Origin of the sequence: Qipengyuania sp. S6317L1 (assembly GCF_023015615.1) — a bacterium.
Taxonomy (GTDB): Bacteria; Pseudomonadota; Alphaproteobacteria; order Sphingomonadales; family Sphingomonadaceae; genus Erythrobacter.
This window is the reverse complement of sequence record NZ_JALKAJ010000001.1, coordinates 41,929-61,480: the sequence shown is the minus strand read 5'-3', so window position 1 is coordinate 61,480 and position 19,552 is coordinate 41,929. Positions and strand designations below refer to the sequence as shown.

Annotated in this window: 28 protein-coding genes and 1 tRNA gene; 10 read left to right on the top strand and 19 right to left on the bottom strand. The window is 57.7% G+C overall.

The annotated features are described in order from the left end of the window. Positions 1-29: 29 nt before the first annotated feature. From MWU38_RS00355 to MWU38_RS00335, 5 genes are all read right to left on the bottom strand, one after another. Positions 30-461, bottom strand: a complete 432-nt coding sequence (locus tag MWU38_RS00355; RefSeq protein WP_247269845.1) for a DUF4345 family protein — start codon at positions 459-461, stop codon at positions 30-32. Beyond that, the gene (locus MWU38_RS00350; protein WP_247269844.1) at positions 461-1,036 is read right to left on the bottom strand and encodes a PEMT/PEM2 methyltransferase family protein; all 576 of its coding nucleotides are present in this window, start codon (positions 1,034-1,036) and stop codon (positions 461-463) included. Before MWU38_RS00350 ends, MWU38_RS00355 begins: the two co-directional genes overlap by 1 nt. Beyond that, positions 1,036-2,988: a TonB-dependent receptor gene (locus tag MWU38_RS00345; RefSeq protein WP_247269843.1), complete on the bottom strand. Its 1,953-nt coding sequence runs from the start codon at positions 2,986-2,988 to the stop codon at positions 1,036-1,038. The genes MWU38_RS00350 and MWU38_RS00345 overlap by 1 nt, the downstream gene beginning before the upstream one ends. Positions 2,989-3,054: 66 nt before the next feature. Next, positions 3,055-3,417: a DUF3703 domain-containing protein gene (locus MWU38_RS00340; RefSeq protein ID WP_247269842.1), complete on the bottom strand. Its 363-nt coding sequence runs from the start codon at positions 3,415-3,417 to the stop codon at positions 3,055-3,057. A gap of 1 nt (position 3,418) precedes the next feature. Beyond that, positions 3,419-4,060 (bottom strand): cation transporter, encoded by a 642-nt coding sequence (locus tag MWU38_RS00335; RefSeq protein ID WP_281494453.1) that lies wholly within the window; start codon positions 4,058-4,060, stop codon positions 3,419-3,421. Between the two features lie 83 nt (positions 4,061-4,143). Between MWU38_RS00335 and MWU38_RS00330 the strand changes: the two genes are divergently transcribed. After that, entirely contained in the window at positions 4,144-4,584 is a 441-nt protein-coding gene (locus MWU38_RS00330) for a helix-turn-helix domain-containing protein (protein ID WP_247269840.1), read from the top strand. A gap of 77 nt (positions 4,585-4,661) precedes the next feature. On the opposite strand, the gene MWU38_RS00325 is transcribed toward MWU38_RS00330, so the two are convergent. Then, positions 4,662-4,736, bottom strand: a tRNA-Gly gene (locus MWU38_RS00325). Between the two features lie 255 nt (positions 4,737-4,991). Between MWU38_RS00325 and MWU38_RS00320 the strand changes: the two genes are divergently transcribed. Then, entirely contained in the window at positions 4,992-5,918 is a 927-nt protein-coding gene (locus MWU38_RS00320; RefSeq protein WP_247270031.1) for a tetratricopeptide repeat protein, read from the top strand. 11 nt (positions 5,919-5,929) lie between these two features. Further along, positions 5,930-6,541: an LON peptidase substrate-binding domain-containing protein gene (locus MWU38_RS00315; RefSeq protein ID WP_247269839.1), complete on the top strand. Its 612-nt coding sequence runs from the start codon at positions 5,930-5,932 to the stop codon at positions 6,539-6,541. Positions 6,542-6,576: 35 nt separating this feature from the next. Here MWU38_RS00315 and MWU38_RS00310 read toward each other — a convergent pair whose 3' ends face one another. The 5 genes from MWU38_RS00310 to argB all read right to left on the bottom strand — a co-directional run bounded on the left by MWU38_RS00310 (position 6,577) and on the right by argB (position 10,252). Next, positions 6,577-7,203 carry a MarC family protein gene (locus MWU38_RS00310; protein ID WP_247270030.1) on the bottom strand — a complete coding sequence of 209 codons (627 nt, stop codon included), beginning with the start codon at positions 7,201-7,203 and terminating at the stop codon, positions 6,577-6,579. A gap of 19 nt (positions 7,204-7,222) precedes the next feature. Then, the gene (locus MWU38_RS00305; protein ID WP_247269838.1) at positions 7,223-7,987 is read right to left on the bottom strand and encodes a hypothetical protein; all 765 of its coding nucleotides are present in this window, start codon (positions 7,985-7,987) and stop codon (positions 7,223-7,225) included. A 26-nt stretch (positions 7,988-8,013) separates the two neighbouring features. Continuing rightward, complete coding sequence (gene folD, locus MWU38_RS00300) at positions 8,014-8,907, bottom strand: bifunctional methylenetetrahydrofolate dehydrogenase/methenyltetrahydrofolate cyclohydrolase FolD (protein WP_247269837.1); 894 nt, start codon at positions 8,905-8,907, stop codon at positions 8,014-8,016. Further along, positions 8,904-9,200, bottom strand: coding sequence for a YggT family protein (locus tag MWU38_RS00295; protein ID WP_247269836.1), 297 nt, complete (start codon positions 9,198-9,200; stop codon positions 8,904-8,906). The genes folD and MWU38_RS00295 overlap by 4 nt, the downstream gene beginning before the upstream one ends. Before the next feature lie 146 nt (positions 9,201-9,346). Next, a complete protein-coding gene (gene argB / locus MWU38_RS00290) occupies positions 9,347-10,252 on the bottom strand; it encodes an acetylglutamate kinase (RefSeq protein WP_247269835.1) in 906 nt (301 codons plus the stop codon). A gap of 213 nt (positions 10,253-10,465) precedes the next feature. Here argB and MWU38_RS00285 point away from each other — a divergent pair, with 213 nt between their 5' ends. The 4 genes from MWU38_RS00285 (at position 10,466) to MWU38_RS00270 (ending at position 12,709) form a co-directional block, all read left to right on the top strand. Beyond that, the gene (locus MWU38_RS00285; protein ID WP_247269834.1) at positions 10,466-10,816 is read left to right on the top strand and encodes a DUF2282 domain-containing protein; all 351 of its coding nucleotides are present in this window, start codon (positions 10,466-10,468) and stop codon (positions 10,814-10,816) included. A 204-nt stretch (positions 10,817-11,020) separates the two neighbouring features. Further along, positions 11,021-11,482 carry a hypothetical protein gene (locus tag MWU38_RS00280; protein WP_247269833.1) on the top strand — a complete coding sequence of 154 codons (462 nt, stop codon included), beginning with the start codon at positions 11,021-11,023 and terminating at the stop codon, positions 11,480-11,482. 68 nt (positions 11,483-11,550) lie between these two features. After that, positions 11,551-11,931, top strand: a complete 381-nt coding sequence (locus MWU38_RS00275) for a hypothetical protein (protein WP_247269832.1) — start codon at positions 11,551-11,553, stop codon at positions 11,929-11,931. Between the two features lie 91 nt (positions 11,932-12,022). Continuing rightward, positions 12,023-12,709 carry a hypothetical protein gene (locus MWU38_RS00270; protein WP_247269831.1) on the top strand — a complete coding sequence of 229 codons (687 nt, stop codon included), beginning with the start codon at positions 12,023-12,025 and terminating at the stop codon, positions 12,707-12,709. A 151-nt stretch (positions 12,710-12,860) separates the two neighbouring features. On the opposite strand, the gene MWU38_RS00265 is transcribed toward MWU38_RS00270, so the two are convergent. From MWU38_RS00265 to MWU38_RS00245, 5 genes are all read right to left on the bottom strand, one after another. Next, positions 12,861-13,166 (bottom strand): hypothetical protein, encoded by a 306-nt coding sequence (locus MWU38_RS00265; RefSeq protein WP_247269830.1) that lies wholly within the window; start codon positions 13,164-13,166, stop codon positions 12,861-12,863. Positions 13,167-13,229: 63 nt separating this feature from the next. Further along, the gene (locus MWU38_RS00260; protein ID WP_247269829.1) at positions 13,230-13,514 is read right to left on the bottom strand and encodes a hypothetical protein; all 285 of its coding nucleotides are present in this window, start codon (positions 13,512-13,514) and stop codon (positions 13,230-13,232) included. Positions 13,515-13,769: 255 nt separating this feature from the next. Next, positions 13,770-14,000, bottom strand: coding sequence for a hypothetical protein (locus MWU38_RS00255; RefSeq protein WP_247269828.1), 231 nt, complete (start codon positions 13,998-14,000; stop codon positions 13,770-13,772). A 50-nt stretch (positions 14,001-14,050) separates the two neighbouring features. Next, the gene (locus MWU38_RS00250; RefSeq protein WP_247269827.1) at positions 14,051-14,305 is read right to left on the bottom strand and encodes a YdcH family protein; all 255 of its coding nucleotides are present in this window, start codon (positions 14,303-14,305) and stop codon (positions 14,051-14,053) included. A 252-nt stretch (positions 14,306-14,557) separates the two neighbouring features. Then, the gene (locus MWU38_RS00245; protein ID WP_247269826.1) at positions 14,558-14,854 is read right to left on the bottom strand and encodes a DUF1294 domain-containing protein; all 297 of its coding nucleotides are present in this window, start codon (positions 14,852-14,854) and stop codon (positions 14,558-14,560) included. A gap of 124 nt (positions 14,855-14,978) precedes the next feature. Between MWU38_RS00245 and MWU38_RS00240 the strand changes: the two genes are divergently transcribed. Both MWU38_RS00240 and MWU38_RS00235 read left to right on the top strand, forming a co-directional pair. After that, the gene (locus MWU38_RS00240; protein WP_247269825.1) at positions 14,979-15,947 is read left to right on the top strand and encodes a hypothetical protein; all 969 of its coding nucleotides are present in this window, start codon (positions 14,979-14,981) and stop codon (positions 15,945-15,947) included. Next, the gene (locus tag MWU38_RS00235) at positions 15,925-16,338 is read left to right on the top strand and encodes a DUF559 domain-containing protein (protein WP_348646851.1); all 414 of its coding nucleotides are present in this window, start codon (positions 15,925-15,927) and stop codon (positions 16,336-16,338) included. The genes MWU38_RS00240 and MWU38_RS00235 overlap by 23 nt, the downstream gene beginning before the upstream one ends. A gap of 146 nt (positions 16,339-16,484) precedes the next feature. Here the strand turns inward: MWU38_RS00235 and MWU38_RS00230 are convergent, their stop codons facing one another. From MWU38_RS00230 to MWU38_RS00220, 3 genes are all read right to left on the bottom strand, one after another. After that, positions 16,485-16,658: a hypothetical protein gene (locus tag MWU38_RS00230; protein WP_247269823.1), complete on the bottom strand. Its 174-nt coding sequence runs from the start codon at positions 16,656-16,658 to the stop codon at positions 16,485-16,487. A gap of 245 nt (positions 16,659-16,903) precedes the next feature. After that, a complete protein-coding gene (locus tag MWU38_RS00225) occupies positions 16,904-17,503 on the bottom strand; it encodes a hypothetical protein (RefSeq protein ID WP_247269822.1) in 600 nt (199 codons plus the stop codon). 30 nt (positions 17,504-17,533) lie between these two features. Then, a complete protein-coding gene (locus MWU38_RS00220; protein WP_247269821.1) occupies positions 17,534-18,574 on the bottom strand; it encodes a ribonucleotide-diphosphate reductase subunit beta in 1,041 nt (346 codons plus the stop codon). A 298-nt stretch (positions 18,575-18,872) separates the two neighbouring features. Between MWU38_RS00220 and MWU38_RS00215 the strand changes: the two genes are divergently transcribed. Beyond that, positions 18,873-19,418, top strand: coding sequence for a hypothetical protein (locus MWU38_RS00215; RefSeq protein ID WP_247269820.1), 546 nt, complete (start codon positions 18,873-18,875; stop codon positions 19,416-19,418). Positions 19,419-19,552: the final 134 nt, after the last annotated feature.

Sequence of the window (19,552 nt, the reverse complement as noted above, 5' to 3'; positions counted from 1 at the left end):
AGCGGTTTCGGTCAATCAACAATTCTCGGTCAGCTTTTTCCCTCGCTTCCTCGGCTCAAGTCAGCCCTACGAGCTATGATTGCTGCCAAGACGCCCAAGCAGCCGAGCATTAGCTCTACCCACGCTTCTCTGAAGGGCTGGTGGCTACCTAGAAGCTGATTGCCTTCGAGCGCCGCGCTTAAAAGTCTTGCAAGGCCCACACAGGCAAAGATCGTCGCAGCAATTGTGCATCTATGGCCGACAGAGAACCCCAGTCGGCCGCCGCCGAACATAAGGATTCCAAGTCCGACCTCACCGCCCCCGATCATTGCACGAATAGCAGTCCGTGCTGAGGCGCTATCTATGCCTATAGCGTAGTATTCGAAGACATCAGGCTGGGCGAGTGTAAGCAATCCCAATGCAACGAAAATCGCTCCTGATAGAAGCGGATATAGGACTGCAATGCGGGTCTGCCATTTCATCAAACAAACCGCCTTGTTCTTGCTTTGTAATCTCGATAGGCCGCTCCATATTGAGCTTCGAGCCATGGCTCCTCGAAGAACGGCGCGAGCACATATAGGATGGACCAAGCCAGAAGTAGGATTGTCACTGGCAATTGGTTGGCGATCAAGCCCCAACCGGCAAGCCCAACCCAAGTTGCAACGTAAATAGGATTGCGGCTGAACCTAAAACAGCCGTCGGTGACAAGGCCGCGCTTCTCTCCAAACGCATTTCGCCAACCCATATTAAGGGTGATCCAGAAAGCCATTCCGAAACCGCAAACAAACAATAACCCGCCAAAGCCATAGCGAAGCGCAAAGTCGGTTCGGGGCACTGGCTCAAATGCGATCACCGTCAGAGCAATCAGCGGATAAAGAAAGAGCCGGAAAAGCAATAGAAACGTGCGATGCTGCCAGCTCTGCTTGCTCGGCGGTGGGAAGAACTGAAATTCACTCCGAAAAGCGGAGACGACCGCGAGCGCAAAAATCAAAATGATGGAACCTAGCGAGACACTAAAGAGCGCCCATTCAAGCGATGATTCGCTCAGCCTACTCATCAGCTGCCAAACTTGAGGCGAATGCCCCCGTTCAGCGTAAAGCCCTCCAAAGGTGCCCAAGCATCGACCGTCCATTCTCCGCTCGCTGCGCGTTGAGGCAATAGGAGCGGATCGTAGCGGGTCTGGCGAATGTTGAGCAGGTTCTCGGCATTGAGGAAGAAACTGACCTTACCACGCGTGACCTCACCGAGCAGGCCGAGAAAGAAGAAGGGGCGGGAGCGCTCGCGGAATGGGTTGTCCTCCAGCTCCTGCTTTCCGGTGTAGTAGGCTTCAAAGCCCAAGCGTGCGTTGCCATGGTCCTCCCATATGGCGACCAATCCTGCGGAATGCTTGGGCGTCAAAGGGACTTGGCTGCGACCAATTCCGCTTGGATCAGGCTCGCTCGCATCCACGAAAACATAGCTCCCGGTGACCGTGAAACCGTCGTTCTTGTAGCGCAGAAGCAGCTCGGTTCCGCGCACCCGTGTTGTGCCGTCGATATTGACGATTTGAACCCGGTCAGGCGCAATCTCTTCAAGCCGTGTCGCGTTTTCGATGTTCGCGCCGAATAGCGTAGCGTTCGCTTCCCAAGGCCCATCGGAATAACTGAAATCGAGCGAGGCAGTCTGCGCTGTTTCCACGTCAAGATCGCCCAACGGCTCTAATCGTGAGAGACCAGCGGCCTGTATCTCGTCGACAAACGGGGTAGGCGCGAAGAACCCCCGACTGACTGAGCCTCGGATCGTCCAGTTCCCCGGCCTGTAGAGCGCGGAAAAACGAGGGCTGAATTGAGTGCCGAACTCACTGTGAAAATCGACGCGGGCGCTTGCGGCAAGGGTTAGATCAAACGTGGCCTCGTATTCGACCTGCCCGAAAATGCCGGGCACATCATAGGTGTAGTTGAATGCCGGAAACGTCTCAGAGCGATAGCGATCAGATTGAAACGCAACACCACCAACCAGAGAGGTTGGGCCATCAATGAAGGTGATGGAGGACTCGCCAAAGAGGCTCTGATGGCAGTCATCTTCAATCACATCGCCAAACAGGTGAATGTGATTTTGATGCATTACAGAGCCGCGCACGCCGAGTGTTGCACTATCAGACAAAGGCTTGCTGATAACTAAGCCAGCATCGAAGCGGTCAGTTTCCTGTGCTTGCACGAAGCTAGTCCCATCAGGCACGGTGCGACCCGGAAGAGTGCCACCAACGCGGTCCTCGGTCATTGCCCCAAGGGTTAGGTAAACAGAGCTTCCGTCATCGCCATCGAATTGCAGCCTTGGACGCGCAACGAACCGATCATAGGCGGGCATATCTGCCCAACCGTCGCCATCAATGTCTTGGGCCGATTGCCTGTGCGCGCCTGTGGTCAGCGACAATCCGACGTTGGAACTGACAGGCCCTGCCACATAGCTGGTGAAATCCTGTCCATTGCGTGAAGTGACGTTCAACAGCGCTTCTGCTTCGAATGCATCGCCCGGTCGTTTGGATATAAGGTTGATGACACCCCCCAGCGCCGATGCTCCATAGAGGGCCGAAACAGAGCCCTTGATAACCTCGACTTGCCCAAGGTCGGTTGGCGGGATTTGCAACAAGCCAAGTGAAGAAGCCTGACCTCCAAACAGCGGCAAGTTATCGGCGAGCAGCTGAGTGTAACGCCCTTCCAAACCCTGAATTTGTATGTTCGCATCGCCAAGCGCAGGGGACGTGATCTGCACTCGGACGCCGCCAGTTTCATTGACTAGAGTGGCGATGTTTCCGGGGCGCATGATCGCCTTTTCCTCGATCTCCTCACGCGGAAGAACTTCGACCCTGACAGGTTGATCCTGCACGCGGCGGGGGCGACGAATGCCTTGGACGATTATCACATCATCTTCAGCTTCTTCACTTTCGGCTTCATCGGCAGGAGGGACGGGGGCAAACCGGTCCTGCGCAAAGCCAGATGACGGAAAAGCAAGAAACGCGACGGCGCTCAAGAATAATGGGGTGCGAAGAGGGGAGGTCACGAGAAGTCCTTCGAAGGGTTGCTATTGAATTGGAGGCTATTTGATTTGGTCTTTGAGAATGGCTTGAAGGTCAGTTGGGATGTCCATGTGAGCAAATGCGCTTACGTCGGAGCGGCCTGTGTTGCCGATGGGAAGACGTCCTGTGAGGTTGCCGAGTGGTGCGAGCGCAAGGCGCATCAGCTGACCGAACACTTCTCTTATGTCCGCAGTTTTTGTCGCGAGTGCGAGCATCCGCCAATGCGAGTAGAGGTGCGGTGCGAACATTCCTTGCGCGACAATGTGTGCCCGCTCCAAGCTGGCCCACGCGTCTTCGATCTTGCCCGCATTCTCAGCGCTGCGCGCATCGCGATATTGGTCTTGTAGGAACGTCTTGATGCGGCTTTTTTGGCTATCTGTCATCTCATTGCCCTCCGTTCGCGCACGCAGGTTGCGCGTTGTCTGAGCGCAATTCCGCAAGCGCTTGCCGAGCGATTGAAATGGATGAGCGAAGGAAGAGTCCTGCCAGCAGAACCGCGACTAATAGGTCTGGTATTGCGCTCGCGGTCGCGGCGACAAGAAGGCCAGCCCCAATTACCCCGACATTGCCAATCGCGTCATTGCGCGAACACAACCAAACGGAGCGGACATTGCTGTCCCCATCGCGCCACTTGAGCAAGATTAGGACGCTCGCAACATTCGCCGCGAGCGCAAGAAGAGCTACGAGGCTCATAGTCTGCGCCTCGGGAGGCATACCCTCCGCAAACCGTAGCGCGGTCATTACAAGCACTGCGATAGCGATAGTCGCCAATGAGCCGCTCTTCACGAGGGATGCCAGCGCTCTCGTTCGGACAGAAGCGCCGATGACCGCCAAGCTAAGGGCATAGGTTGCCGCGTCCCCTGCAAAATCCAAAGCATCCGCTTTGAGCGCTTGCGAGCCAGAGGTGACGCCAGCCCACATTTCGACAACAAACATAGTCGCGTTCATTACGATGACCGCAATCAGCGCTCGCTTGTAGGCAGGAGATAGCCCATGAAACACTTTCTCTTCGCAGCAGCCTGACATTGCTCTTTTTCCTTGAGTCGTAATGACAGACAGTCCGATACGAGCTACAGTGACTGTAGAAGCAAGCGAAAAGTTGTAACTCTATGAAATCTCTTTCGATTGGTGAGCTTTCGAAGCAATCAGGCGTGAAAATCACGACAATCCGTTACTATGAGAAGGTTGGGTTAATTGCCGAGCCGGAACGAAGTTCGGGTGGGCGACGGTTGTATCTAGAAAGCGACATTAAGCGCATTGGCTTCATCAAGCACTCTCGCTTTCTCGGCTTTCCCTTGGATGCCATTCGAGAGATGCTCCACCTCCAAGCCACGCCAGAGATGGATTGTTCAACGGCCAATGAAATTGCTGAGAGGCAGCTTGCGTTGGTCAAACAGCGAATCTCGCAACTGCAGGCCCTTGAAGGAGAGCTGGAACGCATTGCAGAAGCATGCGGCGGCGGGTCAGTCGCAGAATGTAAGGTGATCGAAGCGCTCGGTGACCACAGCCAATGCGAAGCAGACCGTCATGTGAAGATTGAAGGGCTCTAATGCCACCCAAGCCACACGCTGTTTTTCATGTTTTTTTCATGGAAATCACAATGACTTCTCTTAAGTCATTGAAATAATGGAGCGGGCGAGGCGATTCGAACGCCCGACCCCAACCTTGGCAAGGTTGTGCTCTACCCCTGAGCTACGCCCGCTCACTGACGCCACACAGAAAGGCGGGATACCGCAACTCTCTGCCGGGGAGGCGGCCAATTAACAGCGGGTTCGATGCGCTGCAACCCCAAAAAGAAAGAAAAATGCCGTCTTTTTGTTCTCTTTGTGGGACGAGTGACTAGCCAGCGCCTGCTGCACCCTTCAAAAGGCCGCCGAACACCCCAAATGGGAAGCCGAAGAATCACTCTGGGCAGCGATGCACCAGTCAAACAGTAGGAGCCCTATTCGTGGCAAGCATGGGTCTAAACATCGAAGAGCAAAAAGCCGTCGAGCGTTTCCGCAAGGAGGTCGTCGACCCGAGCATGACCAAGCTCGTGATTGTCGATTTCTGGGCGGAGTGGTGCGGCCCGTGTAAGGCCCTTACTCCGGTGATTGAAAAAGTCGCTGCCGATTACGCAGATAAAGGCGTGGTGCTTGCCAAGATCAACGTGGATGAAGAACAGTTCATCGCGAGCCAGTTTCAGGTGAAGTCGATCCCCACCGTCTATGCCCTGTTTCAAGGTCAACCGGTTGCCGACCTCACCAATGCGCGCACCGAGAGCCAGCTTTCGCAGATGCTCGACCAGCTGCTTGGCCAGTTGCCAATCGAGGCGGGCGCTGGTGGCGGCGCGCAGCAAGGGCCGTCAGCAGAAGAAATCGCGCAATTTGTCGCCATGGGCGAAGCCGCGCTTGCCGAAGGCGATGCACAGCGCGCAGCGGGTATCTTTGCGCAAGTGACCGAATTTGCGAGCGACAACGCAGCGGCGCATGCCGGGCTTGTGAAGGCCATGGTTGCCCTGGGGCAAACCGATGAGGCGGCACAGGTTCTGGCGGCTATTGAAGCTGACGAGAAGCTTTCTGGTGATCCAGCGGTTGCAGCGGCGAAAGCCGCGCTCGAACTTGCGGCAAACAGCGTCGATGATGGCGAGCTTTCAGCTTTGCGAGAGGCAGCGACGGCCAATCCTGATGATATGGACGCACAGCTCGCCTTTGCCGAGGCCGCCTTTGCAGCTGGCCAGCGCGACGAAGCTGCCGAAACGCTTCTGACCATGATCGAGAAAGATCGCGGCTGGAACGATGGTGCCGCACGTGCGCAGCTTCTCAAGATTTTCGAGGCAGTGGGTCTTCAGGACGAGTGGGTGGTGGCGACCCGCCGTCGCCTGTCCAAGATCCTGTTCGGGTAAGCGCGCTCTTGATGTCCACTCGCCTCTCCATCTTCCCCCTTGCCGGCGCAGTCCTGTTTCCGGGCCTGCAATTGCCGCTGCATATCTTTGAGCCGCGCTACCGGGCCTTGGTAGGCGATGCGTTGGTGCGCGACCGCCGGATCGGAATGATCCAGCCACAGCGGGCCGTGGACGGCGCGCCGCTTTACTCAATCGGCTGTGTCGGGCGCATCGGCGAGATCGAGGCGATGGACGACGGGCGCTATAACCTCATTCTCGAAGGCCAGTCGCGTTTTCGCGTACTGCGCGAATTGGATGTTGCAACCGCCTTTCGTCAGGTCGAGGCAGAGCTGATCGAGGATGACGAGGACGAGACTTTGAGCTTTGCCCAGCGGGGCGGCTTTGAACAGGAAGCGCGCGAATTTGCCGATGCGCAAGGGTATAGCGTTGACTGGGATTCGGTGAAGGATCTCGACGATATGTCGCTTATCAATGGCGTCTCGCAAATCGCGCCATTCGATCCTGCATCCAAACAGGCATTGCTTGAAGCCGGTTCCCTGACCGAGCGGTGCGAACTTCTGGTGCAGCTGATGCAGTTTTTCGGACGCAGCGACGGCGGCGAAGAGATTACGACCTTGCAATAAAGGTCAGCGGTGGCTGCGCCTCAAAAGGCTACCGCCTAGGCGAAGCCGAAGTTGCCTTTGATCCCGTCGATCACATACTGCGCAGCGAGCGCTGCGAGAAGCACACCGAGCAAGCGCGTCACCACCGCCTCGACCTTGTCGCCGAGCAAGCGGATAAGCGGGCCAGCAGCAACCAGAGCAACCGCGGTAAGCGCCAGAACCGCGCCCAGCGCAGCGAACACTTCGATAGTCTCGGCCGTCGTTTCCGCCTCGTTCATCAACAGCATCACCGCTGCAATCGCACCGGGCCCGGCAAGCATCGGCATGGCCATTGGAAAGACCGAGACATCCTCGACCTCGGGATCAGCGTTCACCTTGTCCGCGCGGTCGGTGCGGCGCTGTGTGCGTTTTTCGAAAACCATTTCGAACGCGATGAAAAAGAGCATGAGCCCGCCAGCGATGCGAAAACTGTCGAGTTCAATATGCAGCGCAGCCAAAAGGCTTTCGCCGAAGAAAGCAAAGATCAGAAGAATTATCGCGGCAATCGCGACCGCACGAAGCGCCATATTGCGAGCCTGAGCGGGCGGAGCGGTCTTGGTCAGCCCTGCATAAATCGGCGCGCAGCCGGGCGGGTCAATTACTACAAAAAGCGTCACAAAGGCAGAGATAAAAAGTTCAGAAATCATCAGCCGCCCTTGCCCATCATTCGCTTGGGGATGCAAGGTTTTCTTCGATTGCCATCACCCATTCGCCATCGAAATAATAGTCGGCGGTCACGTATTTGGTGCCGCCCTCGCGGTGCTCCCAGCGCCAGCGAAGCGTGCCATCGCGAGAGATCTGCGCTGCTGATGCGCCGCCCTCACCTGCCGGAATGGGAGGCGGCGGCGGAGTTGGCTCGCCTTCGCGCGGACAGGTGGCCACAAGGCCCTGCACCACATCCAGAGCGGTCACCACGATATCACCATCCTCGAACTGTTTGCGCGGCGGTGGCTGCGGAACATCAGGGCCGGCTGCATCGTAGGTCCATTTGTAAGCACCATCGGGCTGGCGCGCCCAGGTGGTGACATAATTGCCGACCACTCCGGCTTCATCGACATAGCGCCCTTGCGAAAGCGCGAGTGAACCATCGCAGCTTTTCACCACGAGGCGCGGCCCCCATTGCGGCTCCACACCTGCGGCTGCGAGCCGATCGGCCACAGCTTGCGCTGACACCACGCCATCGGGCGTATGCATTTGCGCGCCGGGGGCTGCATATTCCAGCATGGCGGATGCAAACCCTTGCGCCTTGGCAGCCTTTGCATAAGCGATCTCGGTAGAGACAATCGTGCTTGGCTGAGCCTTGCCGGGAGCAGTTGCGAGCACGCGGTCTATCACCTTTTCGGATGGACCGCGCGGGGCAGACGAGGCACACGCGCCCAGCCCCACCGCGAGTGCTGCGATCATGCCGAATGTGAACGCCTGCTTCATGTGTAGTCTCCTCGGTTGTGAGGCTCCTAGATACCCTCGGGAACGCTTAACCCAGCATTGCGGTGTGCTGCGACGAGGGTGTTGCGAAGGAGCACGGCGATGGTCATCGGGCCAACGCCGCCCGGGACAGGCGTAATCGCGCTCGCCACTTCGCTTGCCTCGTCAAAGGCGACATCACCCACAAGCTTGCCTTTGTCCTTGCCCGGTTCAGGCGGCAGGCGGTTGATGCCAACGTCAATTACGGTCGCGCCGGGTTTGAGCCATTCCTTGCGCACCATGTTCGGGCGACCGACCGCAGCGACCACGATGTCTGCGCGCGCGACCACCCCGGCCAGATCTTTCGTCCGGCTGTGCGCGATGGTGACGGTGGCGTTCGCATCGAGCAGCAGCTGCGCCATCGGCTTGCCCACAATGTTCGAACGGCCAATGACGACAGCCTCAAGACCAGACAGATCGCCCAATTGGTCGGTTAAAAGCATCATGCAGCCAAGCGGCGTGCAAGGCACAAAGCCCGACTGCCCGACGCTCAAACGCCCTGCGTTGATCACATGAAAGCCATCGACGTCCTTGTCAGGGCTGATCGAGGCGATGATGGATTGTTCATCAAGGTGATCGGGAAGCGGGAGTTGCACCAGAATACCGTCGACCGCATCGTCGTGGTTGAGCTTTTCGACCAGTGCCAACAGCGTCTCTTCGCTGGTGTCATCGGGCAGGCGATGCTCAAAGCTTTCCATATTGGCAGCAAGGGTCGCCTTGCCTTTGGAGCCGACATAGACCTGGCTTGCGGGATCATCGCCGACCAGAACCACCGCGAGCCCGGGCTTGCGCCCTGCTTCGTTCGCAAAATCGAGTGCATGGGCGCCGACCCGTTCGCGAAGGCGCGCAGCGAAAGCTTTGCCGTCAATCCGCGCTGCGGTCATAGCGAGCGCCCGATCGAGCTGAGTACGATGAGGACGATCTGCGCCACCACGATCACAACCAGAGGCGAAAGATCAAGCGCGCCGGTTTGCGGCATGATGTTGCGCACGGGGCGCAGAACCGGCTCCATCAGGCGATTGATCGATTCGTAAACCTGCGCCAGAAACTGGTTCGATTGGTTCACCACGTTGAAGGCGAACAGCAATCCGATGACGAATTGCACGATCACCAGCATGACAAAGACATTTACCAGCAGTGATATGATCTGAATGAGCGTGTCGATGAGCGTTGGCATTGGGTTGTTATACCTTGTCGATTTACGCGAGGCAGAATTGGCCGCCCGCGCCCGTTTGAGTCCCTTGGCTGGCGTATTAGCCGACTAACACGCCCTTTTCTAGTGGTGGCCCTTGCTCCGGTAAAAAGCCGTCAGTCACTCAACCGTTAAGCACGCACCAGTGTTCCCGCGCCGCGTGCGGTGAAGAATTCCAGCAGCATTGCGTGGGGCACCCGCCCGTCGAGCACAACCGCCGCTTCGCAACCCGAATTGACCGCCGTCACACAAGTTTCGAGCTTGGGCACCATGCCCCCGTTGACAACGCCATTGCGAATGAGCCTTGCAACATCGCCCGGCTCAAGATCGCTCAAAAGCTTTCCGTCACCATCGAGCACCCCTGCCACATCGGTCAGCAGGAACAGCCGCGCCGCGCCAAGCGCCGCCGCAATCGCGCCCGCCATCGTGTCGGCGTTGATGTTATAGGTCGCGCCGTCTTCGCCCCCGGCAATTGGTGCAATCACAGGGATCATGCCGGCGTTGACTGCCGTGTCGATGACCGAGGTATCGACATGGGCAGGTTCGCCAACAAAGCCCAGATCCACCGCGCGCTCGATCAGGCTTTCGGGGTCTTTGGTCGTCCGGCTTACCTTGCGCGCCGTCACGAGCCCGCCGTCCTTGCCCGACAGGCCCAGCGCCTTGCCGCCTGCGCTCGAGAGCCAGCCGACGAGTTCCTTGTTGATTGCGCCTGAAAGGACCATTTCGGCAACTTTCGCGGTCGCTTCGTCTGTGACGCGAAGACCATCGACAAAGGTCGTCTCAACCCCCAGCCGTTTGAGCATATCGCCGATTTGCGGACCGCCGCCATGGACGACAACCGGGTTGATGCCCACCGCTTTCAACAGCACGATGTCTTCGGCAAAATCGCGCGCGGCCTTTGGATCGCCCATTGCGTGCCCGCCATACTTCACCACGAAAGTGCGGCCAGCGTAACGCTGAAAATACGGCAGCGCCTCAATCAGAACCTCGGTTTTCGCAAGGTCTACCCTTGCATCATTGCCCTTGGATGGAGCCATGGATTTGTCTCGCTTTATCGCGCAGCGCGCCGCTGCCTCAATTCGCACCGGCGCTTAGCGGTTTGGGAGGGTTGAGGAAAGCGTCTGTGACGTTCGCTATCAATTTTTGCCAATCGGACTGTAACCGTTTAGCTTCGCCTCGCGAATTTGCCGGCAAGGCCCCTATCAGGTTTTGCCAAAAGGGGTCTTCGCAAATTGGACGGAGGACAGATTATGAACACGGCGCGTATTAAAGGGTCTATCGCACTGGCAGCGGCCGCAGGCTTGGCCGCGGCTTGCGGTGGCGGGGCAGAGGCTCCGGCATCAACCAGCGAAGAGGGCGCAGCGAACACCGAGGCAGAGGCTATGGCGGCCGCTGGCGAGGGCGAAAAAGAGAAATGCTATGGTATCTCGCTCGCTGGTCAGAACAGCTGTGCAGCGGCGCCGGGCATGAGTTGTCAGGGCACTTCGGTGATTGATTACCAAGGCAATGCGTGGACCTATGTCGATGCGGGCACGTGCGAAAGCATAGAGCGGCCCGACGGCACATTCGGCTCGCTCGAAGAGACCGAGAACATCGGCTAACCGCCCCCCTAAATAGTTTGATACAAGGGCTGCTCAAGCGAAAGCTGGGCGGCCCTTTTTCATGTGCTTGCCCCTTCTCATTTGACCTTCGCGTGCTAGCATTCGCGTTCCATGCCGCGCGCTCCATCCCGCCCCCGATTTCGCAGACGCCCCCGGCATAGCTCTTCTGGCACTAAACGGCGGCGTCTTGTGTGGCGCGTCCCTGTGCTCGCCGCCATTGCCATTGGGCTGTGGTGGTTTGCGGTTCACCCTGCTGTGACCGAACACGGTTGGGTGCGCGTCACTGATCCTTTTGCCCTTTGCGGCGAAGGCAATCGCGCAGCTGGCTGCGTTATTGATGGCGATACACTTTTCCTCGGCTCGCGCCCCAACCACCGCCGCATCCGCCTTACCGGCTTTGATGCGCCCGAACTCAATGGCGCATGCGAGGAAGAGGTCCTGCTCGCCCGCGCTGCCCGCCTGCGGCTTTACCAATGGCTCCAAGAAGGCGCGTTCGAATGGGACGGCGCCGATGAGCCACCGCGCGACCAATATGGCAGGGAACTGCGCGCCGCACGCCGCCAAACCGAAGGCGGTCACGAAACATTGGCCGATGCGATGATTGAAAGCGGCCTTGCTTCGCCAAGCGGCTGGGGAACAAGCCCGGTCGACTGGTGCGCAAAATAGCTTCCATCACTGCGTAGCTTTGCTTAGACTGCCCCAATTCGAAGACGGCCATCAACGGGGGATCAGACATGACCGAACCAGTAAAACCAGACGACAACCGCCAAGTTGCACCCAATTCAGGGTTCGATTTCAATCAGCCGACGATTATTTCGCTGTGCTATCTTGCAAGCTTTATCACCGGCATCACCGGACTTGTCGGCATCGTTCTGGCTCACGTGTGGCAGAACGAAAACCAGCCGGCGTGGGCTGCATCGCACTTTGATTATCTCATCCGCACGTTCTGGTTCGGCTTTGCCGGCTTCGTTGTCGCAGGCGTCCTGTCGGTCGTCTTTATCGGTATCCTTCTTATGCCATTGATCGCCGTCTGGGTTGGTGTGCGCAGCGTTCTGAGCCTGCTCAAGGCGCAGCGTCAGGAACCCATGCCCGATCCCAAGACCCTGCTTTTCTAGGCATCGCATAGCACTCGCAGCGCCGAACGCGGATTGCGCTGTCGGTTTCGGGCTCTAGGCAAGCGGCAGCCTTGCGCTATACCGCTTGCCTATGAGGCATTTTACCAAATTCGCCGCCCCACTGTGCGCAGGCATCACACTCGCATCCTGCGGGGCTGAACCGACAGGCCCTGTCCCACCATCGCCTCAAGACGAGTTCTGGCAGGCCCTCTCCAGCCATTGCGGCAAGGCCTATGCCGGCGGCCTTGTGAGCGAGGATGCAGCGGATGCGGACTTCGTCGGCGCTGACATGATTATGCACGTATCGGAATGCTCAGACGATCGCATCGCAGTGCCCTTCCATGTGCAGTTGGACGGCGAATGGGACCGCTCGCGCACATGGGTAATCACCCGCACCTTTGTGCCTCATATGAACGGTGAAGGCGAAACGCCCATCGGCCTGCGGCTCAAGCACGATCACCGTCACGAGGACGGCGAGGAAGACAAACTCACCCAATATGGCGGGGACACCGTCGATGAAGGCACAGCGCGCGCTCAGAGCTTTCCCGTCGATCAATACAGCGTCGATATGTTCAAGGCTCAGGGCTATGATGCCTCGGTCACAAATGTCTGGTCAGTTGAGGTCGATCCAGCGGGCGGTGACATTGCGACATTCGCCTATCAGCTCAAGCGCACCAAGGAGGGCGGCGCGCCCGAAGATCGCCTGTTCCGCGTGGAGTTCGACCTTACCCGAGAAGTCGAGCCGCCAGAGCCTGCGTGGGGACACGGGGGAGAGTAGCACCTGCTCCTTGCTCGGATAATGCCGGATACATCCGCACCCCGAACCTGCCTTTTCTGCTTCGAAAAAACATAACGCGCGCCGAGCGGAAAGGGCTGGCGCGCGCTGTTATGTATTATTGGGCGAGCCAGGCTCGCACCGGTGAAGTGGCTTACATATCGTCCAGCTCAGGCGGCTCTTCGTCAATATCGCGAAATTCGGCGTTTTCTTCATCACCAAGATCAGCCGTGTTGGGGCTGGTGCCATCCGGATTGGCTTCCTCGATGCCAGGCACAGCTTCTTCGATCTGCTCGCCGGTGATATCGTTGGTTGCAGGCTCACCCACACTGTCTGGCCTGTCATCGGAGCCAGCATTCACGCTGTCAGCCTCGCTCGTGCAGGCGCCAAGGCCAAGCGCAAGACCAGCAGCCATCGCGGTAGCGCGGGCGAGATCAGATTTGCGAAACGGGACATTCATGAGCAATTCCTTTGTCGATTGCCAGATTAGGTGAAATTCTGGAGTAAGAGCGCGCATCGCGCCTTATTGGTATTCGATATTGTTGGTCGGTTCGGCGCCCGATGGCGGGGTCGGTTCTTCGGTGTTCGTGTCGCCGTAGACGTCTTCACCCGGCACGGCGGTCGAAGGCTCGGCATCGCCATTTGGGTTTCCAGCGCCAACGCCAGGAGCTGTCGCATCGACGACAGTGCTCTCTTCAACGGGCGCCTCTTCGATGACCTCCGGCTCGGTGTTGCAACCAGCAAGGCCAAGACAAACCGGCGCTGCAATCAGGATTGCAAGGGGGGCTTTGGTTTGCGTTTTAGTCATCGCCTTGAGGACCTTTCGTGTCTGCGGTTGCAGCTACTACGCCCGGACCATCATTTGCGTTCCGAGAAATCGCGCAGGTCGGGAAAGGTTGCGATGACAAACCGGGTTCATGAGCGCGATTTTCGCGGCGCGATGAACCGGTAAAAAAGATGAACCTCCCGAACATAAAGCGGCGCGCGCTTTTGTCCGGGAGGCCCTTAATGTCTGGACTTTTAATGGGGCAGGTCAGAACGCCTGCAAAGCGTTTGCTTACGCTTATTGCTCACTCATCTCTTCGCCTTCCGCTTCGGGATCGACGTTCTTCATCGGTGTCTCGGGCAGGTCGACGGGCACTTCGCCTTCCTGCGGATCGGCAACCTGCAATTCGCCGCCGCCCACATCTTCGGCATCGACTTCGTAGGTCGTTTCTTCGGCCTCCTGCGCACAGGCGGCAAGAGCGAGCGCAGATACAGCAAGAGCGGGCACGGCGGCTTTCAGGATGGACATGGCGTTATTCCTTTCAATGCGTTGGTCGAAAATGGCATTTACCGATCATTCTAAACCGCCTCGCGCGCTTTGCCAACGATAGCGGTGATCTGGTCCAGCAACGAAAGGCGCTGTTTCTTGAGCGTTTCAAACCGCTCATCGCTCGCCGCATCGGTTTCTGCTTCGATCCGGTGCACTTCGCGGTTCACCTCGTGATACTCCTCGGCAAGGCGGGCAAAATGCGCGTCCTCGCCTTTAAGCTTCGTGATAAGATCGCGGTCGCGTTTGAAGATTTCGGTGAGCTCGTTTGGTGTGTGCTGTGACATTTTGGGCCTCCCTTTGGTGATGTGGGCAAGATTAGGCGCGCGGGGCCTGTTGGAAATTGATCTGTATCAATCCCCTGAGAAATCGCGCGAAATCACACGTTTTGAGACACTTGAGACAGTGTTCAGGGGCAGAAAAGACTGTCGCCCGCAGCGCACCGTTTGAGGAGGGCAAAACAATTGGGGCGGGCGCTTCGTCATGGGCTGTGAGTTAGCGTGCGGCGGAACCTGTAGGAAAGCTCACCCCCCACTCGGCTACCAGAAGAACACGACCGCAAAGACCGCTGTCAGAAGCTGCAGGAATGCAATGGTGTGCAAATGGCGGTTAAAGGGCTGCTTTCGCGTCTTGTGCCGGAAAAGCGCGCGCCCCGCATATGCCCCGCCAATCCCGCCAAAGAATGCCAGATTGAGCAAAGCCGCTTCAGAAATGCGCCGCGCCCCGTTTTCCGCCAGCGACTTATCAATTCCAAACGCCGCGAAGCTTGCGAAATTCATTGCGAGAAGCGCGGTGATGATGTTGGCCGGATCAAGCAACCAATGAAGATCGATCATCCACGCAAGGTGGCCTGCAAAGCTGTAGGAAAGATAAACTCTTCAGGCCCATCGCCAAATTCGATGCTTTTTCTTGGCCCCGTTATGAAGTATCCATAGCCGCGCAATTGGGGGGATAATATAAATGCGTTTTTCAGCACACCTGGTCGTGGGTCTTGCCGCCTGCATTGGCCTTGCCAGTCTTTCTGCGCAATCGGGACTTGGCGCTAGCAGTCTCAAGGCGGATGGCCTTAACTATGAAAGCGAAGTGCAGGCGATTTATCTGGGCGATTTTGCCAATGCGCGGCTGGAGCCAGAGGGAAACGCCTACGCCTTCCTTTTGCAAAACTACATCGACGCCTTTTCGCGCAAATGCCCGCGCGCTTTGCCGGCTAACAGGGTTGAAATCACTGCGCAGCGATGCGTGGCGGATCGCGTGACGCGCAACGGTTTTGGCGTCGAAGTCAGCCGCACCTGCGCACAGTATCAAACCTACGGCACGGGCCGCTTTGCCGATCCTGCGCTGATGGAGATCTCTGGCAGGCTGGAAAGGAAACAGTCGCGCGAAATCCTTGGCTCGATCATCCCCCAGCGCGGGGACCCGGGTGCGCAAACGCGGCGAATGACGGATGTCGCGCTCGCCGCGCAAGGCGATATGGACCGGCTGCTGACACAGAATTCCTGCACGAGTGCCGCGCTTAAACGGTTTCAGGCGAACCTGCAAAGGTTCGGGTCTGGCAGCGCGCCCTTGCGATTGGCCAACGGGGCAACGCTTGCCTCGACCAGAGGCGGCGGGGGCGCTTATGTTCCTTCCAATTATGGCAAGTTGGTAGATGCGCTGATTGCAGAAAATTCGCGTGGGTGGATGTTCAACCGCTATATGCGGGGCAGTGTGTCGAACGTGTCCGTCACCCGGAAAGACTCCGCAGGGCGCCCCTTGTCGATCAGCGCGCGATACCGCTTTAACCAGATGGGCACTCCATCCAGCGGATCTGTCAGAGTGGAATACCGCGAGGGGAGGCCCGCCTGCCTCTATTTCTTCGACGCGCCCAGCACCTGCCGCGTCCCAAGCCCCGGCGTTGTAACGGCCTATGAGAAAGGGGAATATCGGTAGGGGGATGAGCCAGAGGCCGGGCAAATCCAAATCTATAAGCCATCATCCGTCGATGCCTAACTGGCACCCCAGAAACACTCGGCGCGCGCGGACCCTGCGCCGCGAAGCCACGCCTGCGGAACACCTCGCCCGCAGGCAGCAAGGCGCAAAATTTAGCCGGCAAATGCCGGTCGGGCCGTATTATGCTGACTTTCTGTGCCGCGAACTTAATCTGGTGATCGAACTCGACGGCCACAGCCATGACGTCGCGCCTGAGCGGGATGCGGCTCGCGATCAGTGGATGAAAGCCAAGGGCTACACCGTCCTACGTTTCACCAATGCCGAAGTGCACGAAAACACCGATGGCGTAGTCCAAGCGATAAGCGCCAAGATTAGAGAAATGCGCAAGTAATCCCTCCCGCCTGCGGGAGGGAAAGCGAGACTTAGCCAGGCGTAGCCGAGGTTAGTCGCAGCAGGGTGGGATGTATTGCTAGCTCCGATCAAGCCAAGCCCACCCCTAACCCCTCCCGCAAGCAGGAGGGGGAAGGGCAAGGCCAATCACCAGAAGAAAACGATTAGAAACGCACCAATCGGAAAGGTGAGCATGGCAGGCCAGAACCAATCGCTCTCGACCACGCGCTGAACAGGAGAGAGACGCATCCCGCTCTCGCTCCACTCGACTTCGCCAATCTTTCTTGGCTTGCTCTGGTTGAGTTTCTCGATTTCGCTCATGGCGGACGGATAGCAAGGATTGCTAAGCGAAAGGTGAACTGCCCGCCAGCAGCAGGGTAGGCACTTCGCCGATGGCTCCGACCAAGCCAAGCCCACCCCTAACCCCTCCCGCAAGCGGGAGGGGGAAGTGCAAGGCCAATCACCAGAAGCAAACGATTAGAAACCCACCAATCGGAAAGGTGAGGATCGCAGGCCAGAACCAGTCGTTCCCGCCTACGGGACGCGTTCAAGGGGGGCAAAGGATCTCACTCTTGCGACATCTCCGCATTGGCTGCGAGATTCTCACCAAGAAGTAAGACCTGAGACTGTGCCAGTAGCCCTCCCCAAAGAAGCATCCCGAGGGCCAGCACGGCGAAAACACCTACGTCTGCACGATCGTCTTCAGGATTGTATGATGTGGCCACCACCGACTTGAGGATCGGTTCACCGTTAATCGAAACAAAAACGAACACATGGACCCAGAATATGAGGCGATCTGTCGCTTCTTTCGACGGCGTTCCTATCGGGAAACCGACACCGACATTCGAAACCAATAAGGAAACAAAAAGGATGCTCAGAGAAGCAAGAAGGACTGATACGATAAAGCTCGCCAGCTTGGCTTTCCGATAGACGAAGTTTGAAACGCAAGCGAACGAAACAGCTACGCCAAGGCTTGTCAGGGACGCGAACATATATGCCAGCGACGATCTACCATCGCCTGGATAAACGACTTCGGGGATTTTCAGCCATGGTATGAGCAGAAAAGCTCCTAGACCAGACAGCGCTCCGAAAATTGTCACGGTGGTTGCAATCGGGCTTCTAAAGAACTCTCCCTTTGCTTGCTCGAAGAAAGTGCCAAGTGCCATTTTCTTGATTACAGCCGCTACTCCGCAGCCTCACTCCGCCGCTTCGAACATATCCGGACCATCGTCCTCCGGCGCTTCTTCATTCGCAACTTTCGCCTTTTGGCGATTGTCGAAGCTGGACCATACGGTGTTCCAGTCGCCTTTGGTTGCGCCTTTGGAATATTCGGTTGCGCGCGCTTCGAAGAAGTTGGCGTGCTCGACGCCGTTCAGAAGCGGGCTGAGCCATGGCAGCGGGTGCTCGTCGATCATGTAGATCGGTTGCAGCTTCAATTGGCCCAGACGCCAGTCGGCGATGTAGCGGATGTATTTCTTGATGTCTTTCGCGGTCATGCCCTCAACCGGGCCCATTTCGAAGGCGAGGTCGATGAACGCATCTTCGAGGCGCACCGTCTTTTGACAGATGTCGATGATGTCTTCCTTCACCGCTTTGGTCAGGCAGTCGCGCTCTTCACAAAACGTGTGGAACATCTTGATGATGCCTTCGCAGTGCAGCGTCTCATCACGCACTGACCAGCTAACGATCTGGCCCATACCCTTCATCTTGTTGAAGCGAGGGAAGTTCATCAGCATGGCGAAGCTCGCAAACAGTTGCAGCCCTTCGGTAAAGCCGCCGAACATGGCGAGCGTGCGGGCGATATCCTCGTCGGTGTCGACGCTGAACTGGTGCATGTAATTGTGCTTGTCGGCCATTTCCTCATAATCGAGGAAGGCGGAATATTCGCTCTCAGGCATGCCGATGGTATCGAGCAGGTGCGAATAGGCCGCGATGTGCACCGTCTCCATATTGGAGAAGGCGGCGAGCATCATCTTGATCTCGGTCGGCTTGAACACACGGCCATATTTGTCGTGATAGCAATCCTGCACCTCGACATCGGCCTGAGTGAAGAATCGGAAGATCTGCGTGAGCAGATTGCGCTCATGATCGGTCAGGTTCTGCGCCCAGTCGCGGCAGTCCTCGCCCAGAGGCACTTCCTCGGGCATCCAGTGGATCTGCTGCTGGCGTTTCCAGAACTCGTAAGCCCATGGGTATTCGAACGGCTTGTAGGTGTTACGGGCTTCGAGCAACGACATCTTGTGTATCCCTGTTTCCTGAGTGGCTGACCCATATAGGTGAACCAGCTACGAATCTTAAGGCAAGCACGTATGATTGTTCGGGGATAAACCGTGCAAAATCTGAGTCGGGGCGATTGGCCTCCCCTCGCCCCGAGGGCGGCTTGCAAGCTGTGCATCATCTTAACATGCACGCCGCGCAATTGCAGCTATTTCGGAACAATCGGGGCCCCTTACCCATTGTTTAGGTGAAGCCGCGCCGCTCTTCCCCCCGCTTTTCAGGCGGCGCCCAAGCAAACACGAATCACAGGAGATTCTCATGGCACTGGACGACAATCCGATCAAAGGGCCCTTCCCAACCGGCGACAGCCGCAACATCACGCTCACACAAGGCAGCAATCCGATGGAGCCCGAGCGCACCGGCCCGCAGGAGCCGATTTTTCGCGAAGACGGCGCGCCTCGCAGCGTGATTGGCCAGTATGAGCAGACCGAGCTTAGGCCGGGTGCTGATGCGCCCGCGCCAAACACCAATCCGCAATTTGTGCATCTTGGTAACGAGACGCCCGGTCAGTTGATCGCCTCGCTTACGCCGGAATCAGAGACGACAAGCGCGATGAACGGTCTTTTGGACAAAGTGCGCCATGCCTATGGCCTCGACCAGGATGAAAGCGCGTCCGATGCCCGCGATCAGGTAACGACGCAGGTTAACATCGGTTCGACCGCAGAACCGTATTCGCTGCAACAAGAACCGGAGCCGGACGCCTCTGACTACACCTTTGGCGTGAAAGGCGGCGGGCTGGTGGAGCCTGTGCTGCAGGAAGATTGGAACCCGGCGGAGCGTAACAGCGACGATCTGTCGAGGTAGACAACCGGATAACCCCGGCAAGAGCCGTCCGCACCATTTGGTGCCGGGCGGCTTTTGTTATGGGAAACAAGCTTTTGTTTAATCCTTGCCCGCGATAGACTGACCCTCGATGAGGGTAATCGGGGCAGGGGATC